17 protein-coding genes, 1 tRNA gene and 1 pseudogene are annotated in these 21365 nt (G+C 38.6%); 3 read left to right on the top strand and 16 right to left on the bottom strand.

What is annotated here, in order from left to right; translation table 11 throughout:
- Nucleotides 1-41: 41 nt before the first annotated feature.
- The 3 genes from gap to clpP form a co-directional block, all read right to left on the bottom strand.
- A complete protein-coding gene (gene gap / locus AWM76_RS04755; RefSeq protein WP_039934499.1) occupies nucleotides 42-1055 on the bottom strand; it encodes a type I glyceraldehyde-3-phosphate dehydrogenase in 1014 nt (337 codons plus the stop codon).
- Nucleotides 1056-1092: 37 nt separating this feature from the next.
- Nucleotides 1093-2130 carry a sugar-binding transcriptional regulator gene (locus AWM76_RS04750; protein WP_003140759.1) on the bottom strand — a complete coding sequence of 346 codons (1038 nt, stop codon included), beginning with the start codon at nucleotides 2128-2130 and terminating at the stop codon, nucleotides 1093-1095.
- A gap of 314 nt (nucleotides 2131-2444) precedes the next feature.
- Nucleotides 2445-3041 carry an ATP-dependent Clp endopeptidase proteolytic subunit ClpP gene (clpP, locus tag AWM76_RS04745; RefSeq protein ID WP_003140760.1) on the bottom strand — a complete coding sequence of 199 codons (597 nt, stop codon included), beginning with the start codon at nucleotides 3039-3041 and terminating at the stop codon, nucleotides 2445-2447.
- A 294-nt stretch (nucleotides 3042-3335) separates the two neighbouring features.
- On the opposite strand from clpP, the gene AWM76_RS04740 reads away from it, so the two are divergent.
- Together AWM76_RS04740 and AWM76_RS04735 are read left to right on the top strand one after the other, a co-directional pair.
- Nucleotides 3336-3407, top strand: a tRNA-Arg gene (locus AWM76_RS04740).
- A 202-nt stretch (nucleotides 3408-3609) separates the two neighbouring features.
- A pseudogene (locus AWM76_RS04735) lies at nucleotides 3610-3970 on the top strand (DUF1304 domain-containing protein).
- A gap of 103 nt (nucleotides 3971-4073) precedes the next feature.
- Here AWM76_RS04735 and istB read toward each other — a convergent pair.
- Both istB and AWM76_RS04725 read right to left on the bottom strand, forming a co-directional pair.
- Nucleotides 4074-4811 (bottom strand): IS21-like element helper ATPase IstB, encoded by a 738-nt coding sequence (gene istB / locus AWM76_RS04730; protein ID WP_003141336.1) that lies wholly within the window; start codon nucleotides 4809-4811, stop codon nucleotides 4074-4076.
- Nucleotides 4801-5619 (bottom strand): Mu transposase domain-containing protein, encoded by an 819-nt coding sequence (locus AWM76_RS04725; RefSeq protein WP_082702792.1) that lies wholly within the window; start codon nucleotides 5617-5619, stop codon nucleotides 4801-4803. Before AWM76_RS04725 ends, istB begins: the two co-directional genes overlap by 11 nt.
- A 141-nt stretch (nucleotides 5620-5760) precedes the next feature.
- Here AWM76_RS04725 and AWM76_RS04720 point away from each other — a divergent pair, with 141 nt between their 5' ends.
- Nucleotides 5761-7080 (top strand): IS1380 family transposase, encoded by a 1320-nt coding sequence (locus AWM76_RS04720; protein WP_003140845.1) that lies wholly within the window; start codon nucleotides 5761-5763, stop codon nucleotides 7078-7080.
- Nucleotides 7081-7265: 185 nt separating this feature from the next.
- Here the strand turns inward: AWM76_RS04720 and AWM76_RS04715 are convergent, their stop codons facing one another.
- The 11 genes from AWM76_RS04715 to AWM76_RS04665 all read right to left on the bottom strand — a co-directional run bounded on the left by AWM76_RS04715 (nucleotide 7266) and on the right by AWM76_RS04665 (nucleotide 21304).
- Entirely contained in the window at nucleotides 7266-7721 is a 456-nt protein-coding gene (locus AWM76_RS04715) for a transposase (protein ID WP_060779348.1), read from the bottom strand.
- Between the two features lie 270 nt (nucleotides 7722-7991).
- A complete protein-coding gene (locus AWM76_RS04710) occupies nucleotides 7992-8837 on the bottom strand; it encodes a cell wall hydrolase (protein ID WP_060779347.1) in 846 nt (281 codons plus the stop codon).
- Between the two features lie 441 nt (nucleotides 8838-9278).
- Nucleotides 9279-9674 (bottom strand): 30S ribosome-binding factor RbfA, encoded by a 396-nt coding sequence (gene rbfA, locus AWM76_RS04705; RefSeq protein WP_003141011.1) that lies wholly within the window; start codon nucleotides 9672-9674, stop codon nucleotides 9279-9281.
- A gap of 12 nt (nucleotides 9675-9686) precedes the next feature.
- On the bottom strand, nucleotides 9687-11948 hold the full coding sequence (infB, locus tag AWM76_RS04700; protein WP_003141012.1) for a translation initiation factor IF-2: 2262 nt from the start codon (nucleotides 11946-11948) through the stop codon (nucleotides 9687-9689).
- An 80-nt stretch (nucleotides 11949-12028) separates the two neighbouring features.
- Nucleotides 12029-12316: a L7Ae/L30e/S12e/Gadd45 family ribosomal protein gene (locus AWM76_RS04695; protein WP_003141013.1), complete on the bottom strand. Its 288-nt coding sequence runs from the start codon at nucleotides 12314-12316 to the stop codon at nucleotides 12029-12031.
- Nucleotides 12306-12605 (bottom strand): RNase P modulator RnpM, encoded by a 300-nt coding sequence (rnpM, locus tag AWM76_RS04690; protein WP_003141014.1) that lies wholly within the window; start codon nucleotides 12603-12605, stop codon nucleotides 12306-12308. Before rnpM ends, AWM76_RS04695 begins: the two co-directional genes overlap by 11 nt.
- Nucleotides 12606-12623: 18 nt before the next feature.
- Nucleotides 12624-13967, bottom strand: coding sequence for a transcription termination factor NusA (nusA, locus tag AWM76_RS04685; protein ID WP_003141016.1), 1344 nt, complete (start codon nucleotides 13965-13967; stop codon nucleotides 12624-12626).
- A 30-nt stretch (nucleotides 13968-13997) separates the two neighbouring features.
- Complete coding sequence (gene rimP / locus AWM76_RS04680; RefSeq protein ID WP_026465958.1) at nucleotides 13998-14474, bottom strand: ribosome maturation factor RimP; 477 nt, start codon at nucleotides 14472-14474, stop codon at nucleotides 13998-14000.
- A gap of 143 nt (nucleotides 14475-14617) precedes the next feature.
- A complete protein-coding gene (locus tag AWM76_RS04675) occupies nucleotides 14618-15271 on the bottom strand; it encodes a P-II family nitrogen regulator (RefSeq protein WP_003141020.1) in 654 nt (217 codons plus the stop codon).
- Nucleotides 15272-15283: 12 nt separating this feature from the next.
- Nucleotides 15284-16759 (bottom strand): DUF1538 domain-containing protein, encoded by a 1476-nt coding sequence (locus AWM76_RS04670; protein ID WP_003141022.1) that lies wholly within the window; start codon nucleotides 16757-16759, stop codon nucleotides 15284-15286.
- Nucleotides 16760-16984: 225 nt separating this feature from the next.
- A complete protein-coding gene (locus tag AWM76_RS04665; protein ID WP_003141024.1) occupies nucleotides 16985-21304 on the bottom strand; it encodes a PolC-type DNA polymerase III in 4320 nt (1439 codons plus the stop codon).
- Nucleotides 21305-21365: the final 61 nt, after the last annotated feature.

Below are 21365 nucleotides of genomic sequence, written 5' to 3'. Positions count from 1 at the left end.
TTCCCGCCCAAATTCAACTGATTTTACTTTTAAACAATTAATTATTGTTTAGCAGCAAAGAATTCGATTAAACGTACGAATTGAGAAACGAAACCAGCTTCGTTGTCGTACCAAGCAACAGTTTTAACTAATTGGCCATCTTCAGATTCGATAACTTTAGTTTGAGTTGCGTCGAAAATTGAACCAGCTGGAACACCAACGATGTCAGAAGATACGACTTCATCAGTGTTGTATAAGAATGAAGGGTTAGCGTATTTTTCCATAGCAGCGTTAACTTCTTCAACTGTAACTTTAGTATTTAATGTTGAGTAGAACTCAGTCATTGAACCAGTAACGATAGGAATACGGATAGCAGTACCGTCAACTTTACCGTTAACTGAAGGGATAACGCGACCTACAGCTTTTGCTGCACCAGTAGATGATGGAATAGCGTTTTCTGCAGCTGCACGACCGTTACGGAAGTTACCTTTTTTACCGTTAGGTGCATCTTGTAATGATTGTGTAGAAGTGTAAGCATGGATTGTTGACATTAAACCATGTTTGATACCAAATTCTTTTTCTAACACGTTAACTACAGGAGCTAAACAGTTAGTAGTACATGAAGCACCAGAGATAATTTTATCTTCAGCTTCGATGATATCTTCGTTTACACCGTAAACAATTGTTTTAGTTTCAGCATCAGCAGGAGCTGAGATGATAACTTTTTTAGCACCAGCGTTGATGTGTGCTTGAGATTTTTCTTTTGTAGCGTAGAAACCAGTACATTCTAGAACGATATCAACACCTAAGTCACCCCAAGGTAAATCGTTTGCGTCACGTTCAGAGTATACAGTGATTTCTTTACCATCGATAGAAATACCATTTTCAGTAGTTTCGATATCGTGGTTGAAAGTACCGTGAGCTGTATCATATTTTAATAGGTAAGCTAAGAATTCGTTGTCTGTTAAATCGTTGATTGCCACGATTTCTACATTTGATTCATTTTCTTCCCAGATACGACGTAAAGTTAAACGACCGATACGACCAAAACCGTTAATTGCTAATTTAATTGCCATACTACAAAATTCCTCCTTAATGGAATACAAAATTATTTTAATGGGATTCCCCATTTAAAACCATATTTGAGGCACCTTGATCAGTTATAATGACTAACTGTTTAGGTGCGAGTTTCGCAAAAGCCTGTATTGCTTCTGCTTTTACACTGCCTCCAGCAATTAGAATCGGCAAATCTATATCTGCCAAATCTTCAATTTGAAGGCCGATTCTAGGGATTCGATGCACTATGTTTCCTTCTTTATCAAAGAAACACCCGAACGCTTCCCCTACAGCGTGGTTACTCTTAATCTTAGATGAACTTTCTAAATCAAGTCCCCTACGCCTTACCATAATTTTAGCATTACCAACGCTAAAAAGCAAAATGTTAGCCTCTTTTAACCGCTTTAAAGTTGATTGAATCACGGGATCATTCATTAAAGCCATATTTGCCACCTCAGATAAATTCTCGGGAGCATATAAGGAAATATTGTGACCGTGTAACTTTTGCGCTAGAATATCGCTAATTGTATTGGCTTGAGTTGCTGAAGCATCTCCGATCCCACCCCTGGCTGCGACCACAGTAAAGTGTCTGTCAGCAGAAGGTGCTAATTGAACATGTTCACTCACCTCTAGCATAGTTGAACCACCAGTAACAGCAATCGTATGATTCCCCGCTGGTAAATTCGTGTCTAAGTATTTTGAAACTTGTAGACCCATTTCAAACAAAATATGTTGATCCTGGTCGATATCTCCTGAAACAATTCGAGCATCTGCTATGTTGAGCACATCAGCCAAATGTTTTTCTTGCAGGTGAATTTTATTTGTATCACGCCACAAGTCTTGACCTGTAGCAATTGCTCGTTCCCCTTTTGGCGTAATAGTCATACCCGTGGGGGAAGAATCAATGAGACCTTGTTGTTTCAAAACATCTGTAATTGTACGTAGCGGTCGTTCGGTAATTGCTAACTTTTCAGCTAGTCCCTTCCGACCAATCGGACCATCTTTGAAAATTCGCTGTAATACGCTAATTCTCTCAAAATAGATCTTCTGAACTTCAGGCACTACTTCAGTAATACTTTTAAATAATTCGTCCATAGTCCCCACTTTCCTAGTACAAAAACGTTGAGTGTAAAAACAGTTGGACTTTTATTGTCCAGTGTGTCTTTTTTTGACCACCCTTCGGTAAAAAAATTTGATTCCTTCGAATCTTATCTCTTTACATGAGTAATCATACCAATAAATTTATCCGCTTGCAAGCTTTTAGAGCCACTTTTCTCCTATACGGCTATGAAAAGTATTACGCCTTACAAAGAATATTTATTTAAGAGTTTATTCCACGGTCTATACAGAACCCTTTAAATAAAAAGAAGTAGGTTTTACCCTACTTCTTTTTATTTAAAATGCATTCATTATTTTTCTAATTCATCATTTTTAGTCATAATTTGATCTAATAAACCATATTCTAACGCTTCTTCTGCTGTTAACCAGTTATCACGGTCTGTATCGCGTTCAATCACTTCTACAGGTTGGCCGGTCATTTCAGAGTATAGACGGTTCATTTTTTCTTTTGTTTTCAAGATGTGGCGAGCAGCGATTTCAATTTCAGTAGCTTGTCCTTGAGCGCCACCTAATGGTTGGTGAATTAAGATTTCAGCATTTGGTAAGGCAAAACGTTTACCTTTAGTACCTGCGGCTGCAATAAACGAGCCCATTGATGCTGCCATACCCATTACAATTGTTTGTACATCTGCATGTACAAATTGCATTGTATCGTAGATGGCCATACCAGAAGTGATAGAGCCACCTGGTGAATTGATGTATAGGTAGATATCCTTGTCTGGGTCTTGAGCATCTAAGAATAACAATTGGGCGATAATTGAGTTAGCTAAATCATCATTAAATTCCCCGCTCAGCATAATAATACGGTCTTTTAATAAACGAGAGTAGATATCGTAAGCACGTTCACCGCGAGAAGATTGTTCAATAACTGTTGGTACTAAGTTCATTTAATTGTCCTCCTTTTAAACTTGTATATGACTATTATACCTTTATGGTCAAAATTGGTCAACAAATATAACTTTTTTGACTTGCCCTATTATTTTAGCATAGTAGGTTTATTTTGCCCAATAGCTGGCCTTCATCGTCTTAAAAATATGACAATTTCTCCTGTTAATACCTAATACACCATCACTTCTTAATAACAATTGACACTAGCAGATTCCTATAAACGCTTGAATTTGACTAAAAACTAGGCTATAATAATGCTGTTATTGTTTTTTTTGCAATATATACAAAATTTTGCGCCCGTAGTGTAATGGATATCACATAAGATTCCGGTTCTTATAATGGGGGTTCGATTCCCTCCGGGCGTATTCAGATAAAAAATTATTAAGTTGTTGCTATTTATGAGTGACAGCTTTTTTTACGCTTACCCTAGAAAATGCTTTAATTTTTTTTCAAGTGCTCATGTTATTGCAACTTCACATTGCATATATAAATCCTTTGAAAGTTCATAAAAATGTTTTATATTGAGAAAAAGAAGATTACTTCGTCAGTTAAGTGGAGGAATTAACCATGTCAGTTACAACAACTGTATTAACTTTTTTTAGTTGCCTTAGAATTTTTTTATATCATGTATCTACAAACTATTTCTACTTCATCTGCCCAAACAAGTAGAATATTCAAAATAGGAAGAGATGAGTTGAAAAGAAAATCATTGAATACCTTATTAAAAAATATGGGCATATATAATGGTCTCATTGGTCTAGGTCTATTCTATGCATTATTTTTCAGTAGCGCTTCTATTGAAATTGTTCGTATGATATTTGTCTACATTATCTTAGTGGCCACATATGGTAGCTTCACTAGTAGTAAAAAAATAATATTGACACAAGGTGGACTATCTATTTTGGGCTTATTATCGACCTTTCTATAATTGAATGCACAGCGTAATGTCTGGTTGTCAAGGACAGTATAAAATTGTAGGTTTATGACAGAATAAAAATGTAGGTTTTTGACAGTCTAATTTAGAAGTCCATTTATATTTTCCCTTTCATACGATATGATTTTCCAGTAATCTTGAAGACTTTAACATGGTGAACCAGACGATCAAGAATGGCGGCGGCTATTTCAGAATTCTGAAATAGCTCCCCCCATCGAGATAAGATAATATTTGTCGTAATCATTGTTGATTTTTTTTCGTAACGCATCGTTAATAGTTGAAAGAAGAGGTTAGCTTCAACTTTTTGAATTGGTAAATAACCTATTTCATCAATGATCAAAAGATCATATTTGGCATATCGTTTCAGAACACGATCGACGGTCCCTTTTTCAAAGGCAGAACGAAGACGTAAAAGTAATTCATGACAACTGATAAACAGCGTACGGTAGCCTTGATGACATGCTTCAATGCCTAATGCAATGACAAGGTGTGTTTTCCCTACACCAGGGTTTCCAATGAAAACTAAGTTTTCTTTTTTCTCCATAAAAGCCATATGTTTCAAGTCTAGAATCTCTTTTTTGTTAACGCTTGGTTGAAAGTTGAAATCAAATTCTTCAAGTGATGTCCGTTTGGGAAAGTGTGCGCGCTGGATGACACGTTCCACAGTCTGATTCGTTTGAAAGTCTAATTCTTGATTAGTTAATTCTAGAAGAGCTTCTGTTACAGAAAGCTCATCTCGATTGGCAATTTCAATATAGTTTGGCACATATTCTCTCATATGTTTTAAATTCAAGGCCTCTAGATTATTTAATAGCTTTTGATAGTTACTGCTCATTCGAAGGCACCTCCAGTAAATCATATTGCTTTAAACTTCGTTTAATATGTTCTTGGATGTCATCTTCTTCTTTGTGGCTCATGACATCTGATTTAAGTATCTGAACCAAATCTTCTTGGTTATAGTTCAATCTTTTTGTGGTAAGTGGGTGCGAACGAATCTGTTCTCCGTTATAATAAATGTGCACGTACTCTTCGTTTTCGGAAAGATCCAAGTCAACTTCTTTTCCGATATAACGAGGGTCTACAGAGTACCTACATTTGCGGAAAATGACCATTGCTTCCTTTGTGACTTTACGGCGAATAGAGTCTTCAAAATAAGGATTTAACAAGTCATCTTTTAGCTTATGGAGGTGCTCTTTTTCATTAATTTTCCAAAGTATATCAGGAATCTCGTCCGTTGCTTGAGACACTTCCGAATTTAATTCATCACAAAGTTCGTCAACGATTCGAATGAGGTCTGTCGAATCATAAAATTCATGATTGTAAACCCGTAACCGGTCCATTGTTCTGGCGAGAGCTTCTACGCTGCCTTTTGTTTGGGGGCGAAAAGGACGACAGACCATTGTTCTGAACCCTGCATCTTTACTAAAAGAATAGAAGCGATCGTTTAAATGAACCTGAGAGAATTGAGTTCGTGACCGGTCGACGACAGTTTTCATATTATCGAACCATATTTCTTCTGGAACACCACCGGTGTTATAAAAGGCATCATTCATGCACTCAAACAATGTATCTTGTTTACGATCAAAGGTAAGCGTAATAAATTTCTTCTTTGAGTAGGGCAATATATAACCTGAATAATTCATACTTTGACTTCAAACCGTCTGAAACTGCCTAACGGCAGTCTTCATTTACTTTTTCATTTTCACCTGTTAAGTGATGCAAAAAGAACCCCATTCTGATATGGTAAAGGTGTCGAAACCAACCAAAAGAAAGGAGTTCTTCTCATGACTAGCTTACACAAAAACCAGGTAAAATTCAATTCAAATTTGACTATTTCACATACAGGTGGTCGCTTATCGAGTGATTCGGGTTTGGTCTTAGTTAAAGAGGTGATGAATACCTTCGACTTTTCACACGTAGCTAAACAGTGGCTCCATATTAAAGACAAACGTGTTTACTTCACACATGATAACTTAGCGATATTAGAACAACTCATTATGCAGTTAATTGCTGGGTACTCGGCAGACTCATCAGCTAATCTATTAAGACAGGATCCAGTCTTTCAAGCTGTACTCGGTAAAAAAGAGTTGGCCTCACAATCGTCAATCTCTCGGTTTTTAGATCGTTTCACCGAGGAGAACATGGATCAACTCCAAGCATTAAATCAGTCGCTGATTGATAAAGCGCGTTTGATTCGCAATGACACCGAGTTAATCATTGATGTCGATTCCACACATTCGGATACCTTTGGACGCCAAGAACAAACAGATTATAATGCCCATTATCAAACCTACGGCTATCACCCATTAGTTGCATTTGACGGATTGACCGGAGATTTCCTAAAAGCTGAACTGCGTTCAGGCAATCAGTACACGTCTAAAGGGGTAAAAGCCTTTATCGACCCGCTGTTACACCACTACAAGAGCACGTTACCTCATACCGAGATATTGGTTCGGGGTGACAGCGGCTTCGCCACACCAGAGGTGTATGAATCTTGTGAAGCAACTGAAAGCCAGTACGTTATCCGATTAAAGAGCAATCGGAGGTTAAGTCAGTTAGCTGAACACTCTGTTCTTTATGGGGATAATAAAAAATGGGAAGACCGAGAAATACAGTATTTTTCACTCCCTTATCAAGCACAATCCTGGTCAAAACCCCGTCGCGTTTGTATTCGATCAATCCGTGAAGCAGGAGAGCTTCTTTTTCACCACGCATTCATTGTGACGAATCTATCCGATAATGTCTCGCCTGAAGTCATATTCTCTCTTTACGGCAAGCGTGGAACAATGGAAAATTTCATCAAAGAAGCGAAATCAGGCTTTTATTTTGACAAAACAGATAGTCCGCGTTTCCTGGAAAATCATGTCAGAATGATGATCAGTGTCCTGGCTTACAACCTCGTCAATTTTTTAAAGACCATTGGATTTGAACAAGTCAATCGGGGGATGACGATTCATTCTATACGATTGACATTGCTTAAAGTTGCCGGAAAACTCGTTAAAACAGGTAGACAAGTCTATCTCAAACTGTCGAGTTATCATGTGTATCAAACTGAATTTTATAAGGTTTTTGAACGCCTACGGCGATCTAGGCAATGGATTTAGGCTAGTTATCGTAAAAATTTTTAACCTATTTTTCCAAGGGGTCAGTCTGCCCTTAAATAGACAAATAATTTTTATTACAGCCTTCTTCCGTATATATCCTGTTCGAAAACACATTATTTTGGAAGAATGTATCTGCCTAATTTAAATATAGGCACTTTGTTCAAAAAAATAGCTTAAATTTAGAGCTATGAATTATTCAGGATATAAAGGAAAATATTAAAGCGGAAGACTTCTCCCTGACTGCTTATCAGTCGCATTTCTTCTTTCCAATCGATTTGTGCTGAAAGACCAGGCGTATATTCGACGCGTACCGTTGCTTTCTGTATCCGTTCTTTTTTCACTCCACGGCAATAGTCTCTAACAAGACTGTAACTCCCATCGAACCCTTTCTTTTGTATGAATTTGAAGATACTTTTAGCGGTACATTGATCTTCTAACTTAATATCTATGATTTGTTTGAATGAATCTAATTTACTCGGATATGTCCTCCTTGTTTTAGGTTTATTACCTTGTAACGCTTCTTCATACGCTGCTTTAACCGTACGATAGTCACATCCGTATTGTTCCGCTAACGCAGTATAATTGGGCTTTATACCATCAATCATATGTTTTTTCACTCCTTCTCTGATATCTCTTCTCATTCCTATTCCACTCCAATTCTATAGGGGATAAGAAGAGTATATAAAAAATGTAGGAAAACCAACAATTTTACATTGTCATTTTCCTACATTTTATAACTGTTCTTTACATCTGGTAGAATAATTATTTGAACATTAGTTTAACTCTCTATTTTTTTGCGTCATTTGTGAACAAATATTTAGGTAGCTATTCTATTATCGATCTTATAAAAAATAATAAACAAAAAAATCGGGAAAGCTCCCGATTTTTTTGTTTATTGTATTTTATTTAAATTAGAAGAATACGTTTGTCACGCCGTCACCTGAGGCACGGAATGATTCAGCTTTTGTCGTTACGCCGTTAGTTAATACATCGTTAACAGCTTGGTAAGTTTGTTCTGATACTGTAGCGCTAGCTGCCATACCATTTGAAACAACTTCAAATTGACCAGATGCGTTAACTACTGCTGACAATGTAGTACCACCCCAGTTACCAGAGTTTGCACGGTTAAGGATTACAGAGAATACTGCTGCTTTTTCAGAGTAGCTTGGACCAGCTTCAGTTTCTACTACTTGTAATACTTGGTAAGGGATTTCTTCTGCTGCTGAGTTTGAAGAAGTTGAAGATGTTACTTCATTTGTCGTTTCTGCTTCTGTTCCATATGAAGTCGCTTCTACTGTTGCTGTTGCTTCTTCAGCTTCATACGCTACAGGTTCAACAGTTGTTTCTTCTGCTACCTCTTCAGTTGCTGTTTTTTCAACTGTTTCTTCTGCTACTTTGTAAGTGTCTTTTTTCTTGTTAGCATCTTCTACTACAACTTCATTTACTTCACCTTCAGCATTTTTAGTGAATGAAATAGAATTAGATGGGAAGATTAAATCAGCATTTTCAATTTCGTTGATTTGAACTAATGTATTCACATCTACTCCAGCTGCGTTAGCGATCACTGATAAAGTGTCCCCGTACACGACAGTATATTCAGATGTTGATTCATCAATTGCTTCCATATCAGCTGAAACTTCTTCAACGCTACGCGCTGTCCATTCCGCTGCTTTGGCTTCTTCAGTGTTAAATCCTGCTGTCGCAAATAATGCTGACAATGCAAATGTTGTTCCTAAAATCGTTTTGTTAAATTTCATGTTAAGTAAAACTCCTTGTATGTTTAGCTATTGCTTAGCTGTTTATTTAGCCACTGTTTCGACTACATGCAATATACTACACGTTGTGGATTCAAAAAGAAACCCTATAAACCCATTCGTTAAGGGGCTTTAAATGGACTGAAATGTATTGTAATTTTTAATATTTACGTCTCAATTATTACAATTCGCCGCATTCCCAGTCTAACAACATTCATAGCACTTTCAAGTATTCTTGCATATTTTAATAAGTTATATTTATGACATTGTATGTAACAAATTATTTTTGAAAAAAAAGTATATTTTGCCACGCTAAAGGTCGTTATATCAGCATTTTCCTTCCATGCTTTGAAGATTCAATATAAAAATTAACCTCACAAACAATAAAAAAAGGCCCCAAGTATTACAGCATGCTTGCTGTAACTCTTGGGGCCTTTCTACATATTAATCAACTAGCTTATCTGATTCAGCATCAGACATGCTATCAAAATCATCTTTTTTATTTAATTGTGCTAGCAATTGGTCGATATGGTTACCATATTCAATTGAACGGTCGCGTTCAAAGAATATTTCCGGTGTTTTATAGATATTTAGGCGTTTACCAATTTCAGAACGAATTAAACCACTAGATTTTTCCAAACCTTTTTGCGCTTTTTCACGTTCACTGGCTAATTCACTCAATGTAGTGTAGAAAATAGTTGCTTGTTGTAAATCTCCAGTAACTTCTACATCAGTAATTGTAACACCTTCAACGCGGGGGTCTTTGACGGTCTTTCTCAAGATATCATTGACGTCGCGAAGGATCTCTTGACTTACACGCTCAGCTCTATATTTTGCCATTGTGCATCACCTCTATTTTTTCTTCACTTCTACCATACGGTATGCTTCAATTTCGTCATCTACTTTAATATCGTTGTAGTTTTCAATTGTAAGACCTAGTTCGAATCCACGAGATACTTCTTTCACATCATCTTTAAAGCGACGTAACGAACCTAATTGACCATCATAGATGACAATTGAATCACGGATGATACGAACTTGTGAGTTACGGTAGATTGTACCATCTAATACGTAACCACCAACAATTGTACCTACTTTAGATACATTGTAAGTTTCACGAACTTGTACAGTACCGGTTACTTCTTCAACGAATTCAGGGTCTAACATACCCGTCATCGCTGATTCTACGTCATTAATTGCATCGTAGATAATGTTGTATAGACGTACTTCTACTTCATCAGCATCTGCTTGTAATTTAGCTTGTGGTGTAGGACGCACGTTGAAACCAATGATTAAGGCTTGTGACGCTTGACCTAAAGTAATATCACTCTCGTTAATCGCACCAACAGCTTGGTGAACGATGTTTACTTTAACACCTTCAACTTCGATTTTCTTCAAGCTTCCAGCTAAGGCTTCAACAGAACCTTGAACGTCCCCTTTGATAATGACATTAACAGATTTCAATTCGCCTTCTTGTAGCGTTTCGAATAAGTTGTCTAAGGTTACAGCATGGTTTGCTTGACGACGTTCTTGTAAGGCACGGCTCGCACGTTCTTCACCGACGGCACGGGCTGTTTTTTCGTCATCAAAGGCTACAAAGCGGTCACCAGCTTGTGGCGATTCTTGTAAACCAGTGATTTCAACTGGTGTTGATGGGCCAGCTTGCTTGATACGACGACCAGTATCGTTAGTCATAACACGGACACGTCCATGTGTATCACCAACAACGATTGGATCCCCAACACGTAATGTACCTTCTTGGACTAATAATGTCGCAATAGCACCTTTAGATGGGTCAAGACGCGCTTCGATTACAGAACCTAAAGCTAAACGGTTTGGTACAGCTTTATATTCCTCTACATCTGCAACTAATAAAATCATTTCTAGTAAGTCACTTACATTTTGACCGAATTTAGCTGAGATGTTTACGAAGATTGTGTCCCCACCCCACTCTTCAGAAATTAGGCCATATTCAGTTAACTCTTGCATTACACGGTCAGGATTAGCTGTTGGTTTATCGATTTTATTTACTGCAACGATTATCGGTACACCCGCTGCTTTGGCATGGTTAATCGCCTCAACGGTTTGTGGCATTACACCATCATCAGCTGCTACTACAAGTATTACGATATCCGTTACATCAGCACCACGCGCACGCATCGTCGTGAAGGCCGCATGTCCTGGTGTATCTAGGAAAGTGATTAAACGGTCATTTTCACGTACTTGGTAGGCACCAATATGTTGTGTGATACCACCCGCTTCGCCGTCAACAACTTGAGCGTTACGTAAGTAGTCAAGTAAAGTTGTTTTACCATGGTCAACGTGCCCCATGATGGTTACAACCGCTGGACGAGTTTCTAAGTCTTCCTCATCTGCATTCTTAGCTTCTTCAAAGTAATGTTCAAAGTCTGCTTGGTCAACAATAACTTTCTCTTCAGCCTTTACACCATATTCTTCTAGAATTAACTCGATAGCATCTTTATCTAATGCTTGGTTTTGTGTAGCTGGTACACCCATCAAGAATAATTTTTTGATAATCTCCGCTGGCTCACGATGAATTTTTTTAGCGATATCCGCAACAGTCATACCTTCAGTATATGCCACTTTTTCTGGAAGTGGCTTATTCTTTCTTGGTGGTACTGGGTTGCCTTGAGGGCGGTTTTGGTCATTGTTAAAACGACCTTTTTTCCCTTTTTTGCCTTTACCTTTAAATCCGCCATTTTTATTATTAGTGTTGTTTTTAAAATTATTTTTTTGATTATTCATATTCTTATTCTCTTTTGCTGGGTTATTGCGATTTTGAGACTTGTTTTGGTGCTGATCTTGCTTAGCATTTGCTTTAGCAGGTGCTGGTTTATTAGGGCCTTTTTCTGCAGGTTTATTTTCAGCTTTCTTAGTTGGTTGACTTTCAGCTGCTTTCGCTGGCTGATCGTTATTGTCTTCCTTACCTACTGTTTTATTTGCAAAGCTACTTTTTAGCTTGTTTACTTCGTCATCAGTCATTGATGCCATATGGCTTGAATATTCAAAACCTGCTTTTTCTGCAACATTCAATAACTCTTTACTTGATATGCCAATTTCCTTAGCAACTTCGTAGACACGTTTTTTTGACATGTCATCACCTTCCTTATTCTACTAATCTCTCATACTTTTTACTCTCCTATTTGATGTAAAAATATACGTAAAAATCTAAATTATTTTTTAAAGCTTTTCACAAACCCGCGGTCTAAGAGGGCGACTATCGACCTCTTTTTACCTAAAGCAATTGAAATTTCTTCAGTTGTAAACATCTGAACATATTCCACTTCATAAAAAGCACATTTATTCTCTATGTTCTTTTTTGTTTGTTCACTGACATCAGTAGCCATGATCACTAAAACAGCCGTCTCTTGCTGAATAGTTTTCATGACAGTTTCAGTACCTGAAACGAGTTTACTCGCTGCTTGCGCCAAACCTAACAAATTCAACTTATTATTGTTCATTTTCAAAAAGCTCTTTTCTGGCTTTTTGATGGGCAACATAAGCTTTCAATTCACTATAAAAATCATCCGGAATGGATACATTTAAGTGTCTATCTAGCATGTGTTTGTCCCAAGCCTTTTGTACAACTTCAGGATCAAGGGATACATATGCACCGCGCCCATTTTTCTTACCTGTCGGGTCAATTTCAACGACACCTTCAGGATTACGAACAATTCTAATTAATTCTTTTTTAGGAAACATTTCATTTGTCACAACACATTTTCGCATAGGAATTTTTCGTTGTTTCATGTTTAATCCCACCTAATCTTAGCCTTCTTGGTTTAAACGCTCTTGTTGGTCTAAATCTTCTTCACCAATTAATGCTTCATCATCAATAATATCGTTGTCTTCGCCTTCAACATCATCAATTTGATCTTCAATTGCTTCTGGACCAACATTACCTTCTTCAAGGTCATCCATGGCTAATAAATCTTCTTCATCAATTGAAGTTGATCCTTCTGTAACTACTTCATATTCTTCAGCAGATTCAATATCTCCAGCTAAAATTGGATCAACGTCTTCGTCGACTAATACTTTTTCAGCAAAACGTTCTGCATACTCTTCTGTTTGTATATACGCTTCAAAGTCAGCTTCAGATTTGATATCAATCTTGTGGTTTGTTAATTTAGCCGCTAAACGCGCATTTTGGCCACGTTTACCAATAGCTAAAGACAAGTGGTTTTCTGGTACGACAACCACACAAGACGTTTCACCTGGTACAAAGTGTACAGATAATACATCAGCTGGGTTTAAGGCATTTGAAATAAAAGTTGCCATGTCGTCTGACCATTGAACGATATCCATATTTTCACCTTTCAATTCGTCTACAATACGTTGTACACGTGAACCACGAGGTCCAACACAAGTACCTACTGCATCGATATTCGCGTCGTTTGATACAACCGCTACTTTAGAACGATCACCAGCTTCACGGGCGATGGCTTTAATTTCAACAGTACCGTCGAAAATCTCAGGTACTTCTTGTTCAAATAGACGTTTCAATAGACTTGGGTGGCTACGAGAGACATAGACTTGTGGCCCTTTAGTCGTATTTTCAACACGTTCTACATAAACTTGTACACGCTCGTGTGGTTGGAAGGTTTCATTAGGAATTTGACCTTCTGGTGGGATAACGGCTTCGATTTTACCTAAGCTAACGTATACATAACGACGGTCTTGGCGTTCGACTATACCAGTTAAAATATCATCCTCATAATCAATGTATTCGTTGTAAATAATTGAACGTTCAGCTTCACGAACTCGTTGCATGATCACTTGTTTTGCAGTTTGTGCAGCAATACGACCAAAGTCTTTTGGTGTTACTTCAAATTTGATCTTGTCGCCAATTTCATATGCACTGTTTAAGTGATGAGCATCTTCAAGCGATACTTCAAGTTGTGAGTCCATCACTAGATCAACAACTTCTTTCACTGCGTATACCTCTATACTACCTTTTTTTACGTCAAAGTTTACTTCGACATTTTGCGCTTGTTGGTAGTTACGTTTGTAAGCTGATACTAAAGCAGCTTCTAAAGCTTCCAAAATGACTTCTTTTGAAATGCCCTTTTCATCTTCAAGCGCTTCGAAGGCTCTTAACATTTCTTTACTCATCTAAATTCCCTCTTTCAAAAATGATAAATTTTAAAATTCAATGGCCAATCTGATTAACGATACATTTGATTTTTCTACAGTGACTGCCACTTTACGTGTTTTGTCTTTTGTTTCAACTTCATATGCATCATCTGATACTGAAAGTAGACGGCCTTGAATATTTTTTTGACCATCAATGGCTTGATAGAATGACAAGAATACCCATTCACCGATTGCAGCTTGCACATCGTCATCATTCTTCAATGGACGTTCTGCACCTGGAGAAGATACTTCAAGGTAATAAGCTTGTGGGATTGGGTCTGTTTCTAATTGATCAACAGCTTCAGAAATATGTTCACTAACTGTGACACAATCCTCTATTGCGATGCCACCACCTGGTTTATCCACGTAAATTCTTAGGAACCAAGATTTCCCTTCTTTAACGAATTCGATATCAAACAATATAAAGCCTAAGTCTTCAATAATTGGTTGAACGATTTCTTGCATTTGGTCTGTTACTTTAGCCATATTTCCCCTCGCTTTTCTTATTTTTACCTTATTACCATGAAAAAAGTGAGCGTCACCGCTCACTCCACCACTGTCTTCTTTCTACTTAGACAGTATAACATATGGGAGCTTGATTCGCAATAATTGTTGCTATCAAGCGATTTTTACAAGTTCTGAACCAAACCTGTAACTTGGTTAACTGGAATTGAAAAGACAACACCGCTACCTGGTTGATCTAAGTCCATTGCGGTACGAATACTTTCAGATACTGGATGGACTTTTTCAGCTTCAACTACTAACAGAACGATTTCTTTTTCTGGTTGAATTTCAATATTGAATAGTTTAGAGATTTCAGTTGTCCCTGTTCCACGACCGTGAAGAATGGTTGCACCTTTAGCGCCTTCTTTACGGGCAGCTGCAACAACATCATCCCCTGAATCGCGGTCGACAATTGATACTAATAGTTGATACTCACTCATATTTTCACCTTTTTCTTCAAATGCCCGATTCAATAAACGACTACCACAAACGCTTGATGTATCTGCTGAGAACAGGATACCCAAGCCTTTCTTGTCTAATTTCATTTTCTCAGTGATTTTTTTGTGAATGTCACTTTCAAATTCCTTAGGAGCTAATGTAATCATCAATTCTTTCTTAGATTCATCAAGTCCCATTAAGTTAAGGAATTTATTTGGAATGGTGCCATCACAAAGGACTAAGGTGCCACCACCGGTTCCATGCTCTTTGGCAGTTTTAAGTACTTTTTGCCCAATACCATGGTTTACAATAGCAAAAAACGCCACTGATTCTACAGTCATCAATTAACCCCCTTATTCACCAATTGCTTTATTGTTTTTAACGCGTAATTTATAGATTAAACCTAGGATTTGAACCATCAACACTGGGGTCATTGCCACCATTGCGATGATACCGAAACCATCTACTAATACATCTGCTTGCGGTAACGTATCGGCTACACCTTGAGCAAAGGGCAAGATAAATGTCGCTGTCATCGGACCAGATGCTACCCCACCAGCATCGAAGGCGATACCTGTAAACAGGTTGGGTACGTAAAAGCTTAATAAGATTGATAAACCAAATCCTGGCAATAGGAAGTGCCACAATTCAACGCCTGGTACCATAATACGAAGCATTGACATCATTACAGCTAAACCTACACCAATCGACAAGGAGAATAATAACAACTTATTAGGGATATGTCCACCCGTTACGTCTTCAACTTGGTCTCCAAGTATGTGTACAGCTGGTTCAGCTAATACAACAACTAGCCCCATCACAAGACCAATCCATAGAACTAAGGGTTCATGGTTAGTGGCTAATTCAGTCGCTAAGTAACGACCCATATCCATAAACCCTTGGTTAACCCCGATTAAGAAGAAGGTTAAACCAATCAAGACATAGACAACCCCAACAGCAATACGGCGTAATTCACCTTTATTGATTCTTCTATAAAAATAAATCACAATTGCGAATAGGATTAAAATTGGAATAAGTGAAACTACTGATTCTTGAACAGTATGACCAATATTTGCGATGAATGGACGGATAATCCCTTCAGTATATTGGTAAGCCTCATCAGAATTTTGGAAAGATGAACTTTGAACTAGTGACATCATCATCACGGCTAAGATTGGTCCTGTTGACATGGCACCTACTAAACCAAAGGAATCATCTTCAGCCCCTTTACCACCTTTTTTAGCGGAAACACTCGTACCTAAGGCCAATACGAATGGTGTTGTTAAGACACCAGTCGTTGCACCTGGGGCATCAAATGACATAGCTTGGAAGGTAGAATCTACGAAAATTGATAATAAAGTAATGACCGCATAAACGGCTAGGAAGAACCACTTCAAGGCGACATCTTTCATTACCCGATAAACAGCAAGGGCGATCATAACCCCCACACCTATTGATACAACGACAACAATGGTTTGTGACCCTAAAACGCCACCCGTTACATCAGAAATTTGCTGGCTCAAAATTAATAGGGCTGGTTCGGCTACGGTAATCGAAAACCCTATAAAGAATGATAATAATAGTACGATTAAATGGGAACTTGATCGAATAATCGAATCACCTAAATAATTCCCAATTGGCGTCATACCAATATCTACCCCGAATAGGAAAATGGTCAGTCCTAGTGTTAATAGGATTGAACCAATTGCGAATCTCGCCATCATATCTCCTGGCACATCAACCAGGGTAAATGCTAGGGCGAATACAAGGATGACGATAGGTAAGACCGAAGATATCACTTCTTTAAGCTTATCTAGCAATTGCTGCATAGAATTCCTCCTTTTAAATAATGAATATACATGGTAAAAAGCAACAAATAACCATAACACTGGCGTATGATTTGTTGCGAGTATTGCGGTTAAGCGAACGGATTTACTTAAAAATGATGCACACAATATTATGTTAACATAATAAGGTAATCACATCAAAAATAACGCTCAAAAAAAAAAAAGCAGGACTGCCCGGCAAATAGATTGGCAGTCCTGCTTTGCGTTTTAAAAATCAAATAGTGATAATTGGTTTTGGTCTGGTAAACCATCTAATACATGGTTTTCCGTCATGTATTCAATCAATGATTTAGACACTTTACCGCGGGTTTGTAGGTCTTCTTTTGATAGAAATGGTGATTCCTCACGTGCTGCAACAATGGATTTGGCCACGTTTGTACCTAAACCGTCAATGGCTCTAAAAGGCGCAATCAAAGTATTGTCATCTTCAATAATAAATTCAGTTGCATGAGATTTATTGATATCGACCATTTTTAAGGTAAAGCCACGTTCCCACATCTCGTTTACAATCTCAAGAACTGTTAATAATTGTTTCTCTTTAGTAGAAGCTTCCATTCCTTTGGCATTGATTTCGTTAATTTTGGCCTTAGTCGATTCTTTACCGTTCGACATGGATACAAGGTCAAAGTCACTCGCTCGTACTGATAAGTAGGCACAGTAGTACCAAATTGGATGTTTCACTTTAAACCAAGCTACCCGCATAGCATTCAATACATAGGCAGCGGCATGGGCTTTCGGGAACATGTATTTGATTTTTTCACATGAATCCATATACCATTCCGGCACGTCGTATTCCCGCATGATGGCCTTGTGTTCTTCTGACAATCCCTTACCTTTACGGACCTTTTCCATTATTTGAAAGGCATCTGATTCAGGTAGGCCACGATGGATTAAGTAAACCATGATATCGTCACGACAACCGATAACTTCACTTAGCGGTAGCCCTTTTTCCCGGACAAGTACTTCGGCATTGCCTAACCAAACGTCCGTACCATGCGATAAACCGGAGATCTGCAGTAGTTCGGCGAAGGTTGATGGTTTGGTTGCTTCAAGCATTTGTCTAGTGAACCGGGTCCCAAACTCGGGTATCCCTAACGTACCAGTGTTGGAATAGATTTGTTCTTTGGTAACACCTAAAACTTCTGTCCCATTGAATAATTCATATACTTCTGGATCATCGATTGGAATTTCGGTTGGATCAATGCCGGATAAATCCTGTAATTTACGAATCATGGTCGGGTCATCGTGCCCAAGGATATCTAATTTCAAGACATTATCATGGATGGAATGGAAATCGAAGTGGGTCGTCTTCCATTCCGATTCCACGTCATCAGCCGGGAATTGGATAGGTGTAAAGTCATATACATCCATATTTTCTGGGATAACGATAATCCCCCCTGGATGCTGTCCAGTCGTCCGTTTCACTCCTGTTGCACCCTTGGCTAAGAATTCCTTCTCTGTCTTACGCAAGTTTAAATTTTTGTCTTGGTCGTAACCTAATACGTATCCGAAGGCTGTTTTATCTGCTACCGTACCAATTGTTCCGGCCCGGAAAACGTGGTCGTCACCGAAAAGGACTTTGGTATAGGCATGGGCACGCGCTTGGTATTCACCGGAGAAGTTCAAATCGATATCGGGCACCTTGTCCCCTTTAAATCCTAGGAAGGTTTCAAATGGAATATCTTGCCCGTCTTTATCTAGATTTGTCCCACATTCAGGACAGGGTTTATCCGGTAAGTCGAATCCTGAACCAACTGAGCCATCCGTAAAGAAATGACTGTAATGGCAATTCGGGCACACATAATGCGGCGCCAACGGGTTTACTTCGGTAATCCCTGACATGGTCGCTACAAATGAGGAACCAACTGACCCACGGGAACCTACGATATAGCCGTCGTCATTGGATTTCTTCACCAGTTTTTGCGAAATCAGATAGATAACGGAGAACCCATTAGAAATAATGGATTTCAATTCTTTATCTAAGCGGGCTTCAACGATTTCTGGTAGTTCTTTTCCGTAGATTTCATGGGCTTTTTCAAATGACATATCTGTCAGTTCTTGTTCGGCCCCTTCAATAGTTGGTGTATACAATTTGTCTTTCAAAGGTTCCACAAACTCAATGCTGTCTGCAATGGCATTGGAATTTTCAACGACAATTTGGTATGCCGTTTCCTCACCTAGGAAGGCAAATTCTTGCAACATTTCTTCAGTTGAGCGGAAATGGGCTTCTGGAAAGTTTTTGGTCCGGTTAGATTTGATCGAATTAATTAAAATTTCCCGGTACAATTTATCCTCTTCATTTAGGTAATGGACATCTCCTGTTGCAACAACAGGTTTGTTGACCGATTCCCCAATTTCAAGCATATCTTTCATGATTTTTTCAAGCGTCGCTTCGTCTTGAATCAATTCATCTAAGATTAAAGGTTTGTACACGCCCTTAGGTTGCAACTCTAGGTAGTCATAGAAGGCAGCTTTTTTCTCAGCTTCAACCTTCCCTTTTTGCATTAAGGCCTCAAATACTTCCCCACCAGCACAAGCTGAACCAACTAATAAGTTCTCTCGATGACTGGATAAGAGTGACCGCGGAATTCGTGGCACACGGTAGTAATAGTCGATATTAGACGCGGACACCAATTTAAAGAGGTCTTTTAACCCTGTTTGGTTTTTAGCTAGCAAAACGGCATGGAATGGTCGACCTTGCTTGTAGGCGTCCCCCTTACCAACATCTTTGTTTAATTCGTCGTGATAGAAAATTTCATGGTCGGCGGCTGCTTCTTTGATGAAAATCCAGGCTAAGGCACCTGTGGTTTCCGCATCATACACGGCCCGGTGATGTTGTTCCAAGGCAACATTGTAGCGTTTGGCCAAAGTATTCAAACGATGCGATTTTAAATTTGGATGCAAGAACCTTGACATTTCAAGTGTGTCGATCACGGCATTATGTGATTTTTCAAAGCCATGACGGTTGTATGCTGTATCGATAAAGCCCATATCAAAGCTGGCATTATGGGCAACGAAAATTGCATCCCCCACCCACTCTCTAAAGTCCGAAATAACCTCTTTTTCGGTACGGGTATTGGCTAACATGGCATCGGTAATCCCTGTTAAATCAATAATAGTAGCTGAAAGTGGTCGCCCCGGATTAATAAATTCTTCAAAAGTATCAATTACATTACCGTTCTGCATTTTAACGGCCGCTAATTCAATAATATTGTCGTAAATCGCGGATAATCCCGTGGTCTCCACGTCAAATACGACGTAAGTCGCTTCTTTTAATTCAATGTGGTCAGGGTTATAAGCGATGGGGACGCCATCATCCACGATATTCGCTTCAACACCGTAAATCATTTTCAAACCAGTAGATTTAGCAGCGCCTGAAGCCTCTGGGTAAGCTTGGAGGGTTGCATGGTCAGTGACCGCAATAGCAGTATGGCCCCAATCTTTGGCTTGGTTGGTGAAATCTGAAATTGAATTCGTTGCATCCAACATCGACATATTGGTGTGGACATGTAATTCCACCCGTTTTTTATCGGCATTATCTTGTCGTTTGGCCTTAGAAATTTCTTCTAAGTCACGAACGTTTAAAACCAAGTCACGGGCGAAACGGTCATCCATTTGCAAATCACCGCGGACCCGCAACCACATGCCTTTGCGTATGGCATCAAAAATTGCGATATCTTCCTCCGTTCTAGAGAACATTTGAATTAAGAAAGCTGATGTATAATCCGAAATTTTGGCATTTAATATACGACGGCCAGTTTTTAATATTTTAACTTCAACATCGAAAACAACCCCTTCCATAGATACAAAACGTTGTTCTTCAACGTAGGTATTCATGGCTCTTAACTTGTCGTCAACGGGGATATGTTTCCCTAATTGAATTTTATCCACTTTGATTGCTTGACCGTTATTGCCGGCAGCAGCTATTTCTTTTTGTTTTTCAGCTGCTTTTTTGGCCATTTCTTGTTGTTGTTCAGCTAGTTCATTGGCCCTTTCTACAAAGACATCACGCCGGTCTTTGGCTGTTTCTTCATCAATAATAATTTCAAGAGGCACCTTAGGAAATCCAACCATTTGGTAATTTTGTTTGATAACTTCAAGATAGTTTTCTTGAATGAGTTGTCTTAATGGTTGGTTGTCCACGCGTATATAGTAGCGGTTGTTTTCAAATGAGGGTAATTGCCCTTGGAAAGTGGCTTTGGCAATTCCGTTTGAAATACCAGATCGGTTCACTATGATAGGCCAGTAGTCTAGGACAGCTTGATTTGCTGGTTGGCTTTGGTCAGCAACCTCAATTGAAAAGTCCACTGCCCCAACATGGTCGAATCCCTTTTTCAAGTGTTCTTCAAAGGTTAAAAAAGTGGCGGCATCTATACGTGTTGGCAAGCCAATTTTAAACTGCCACAACCGTGATTTGGTATGGACCACGACATTTTCTAACCAACCATTTTGGATAGCCGTGTTTTCATCGGTCCAATGAATTTGTCCTAATAAGGCCTGAAATAGGGCTTCTTTTGATTCTGACATTGACTTATTTCCTTTCCTGTTTAATAACAAAAGGCCATCGCTATGGCCTTCTGACTTACTG

Origin of the sequence: Aerococcus viridans, assembly GCF_001543285.1 — a bacterium.
Classification (GTDB): Bacteria; Bacillota; Bacilli; order Lactobacillales; family Aerococcaceae; genus Aerococcus; species Aerococcus viridans.
This window is presented reverse-complemented; position numbering and strand designations above follow the sequence as displayed.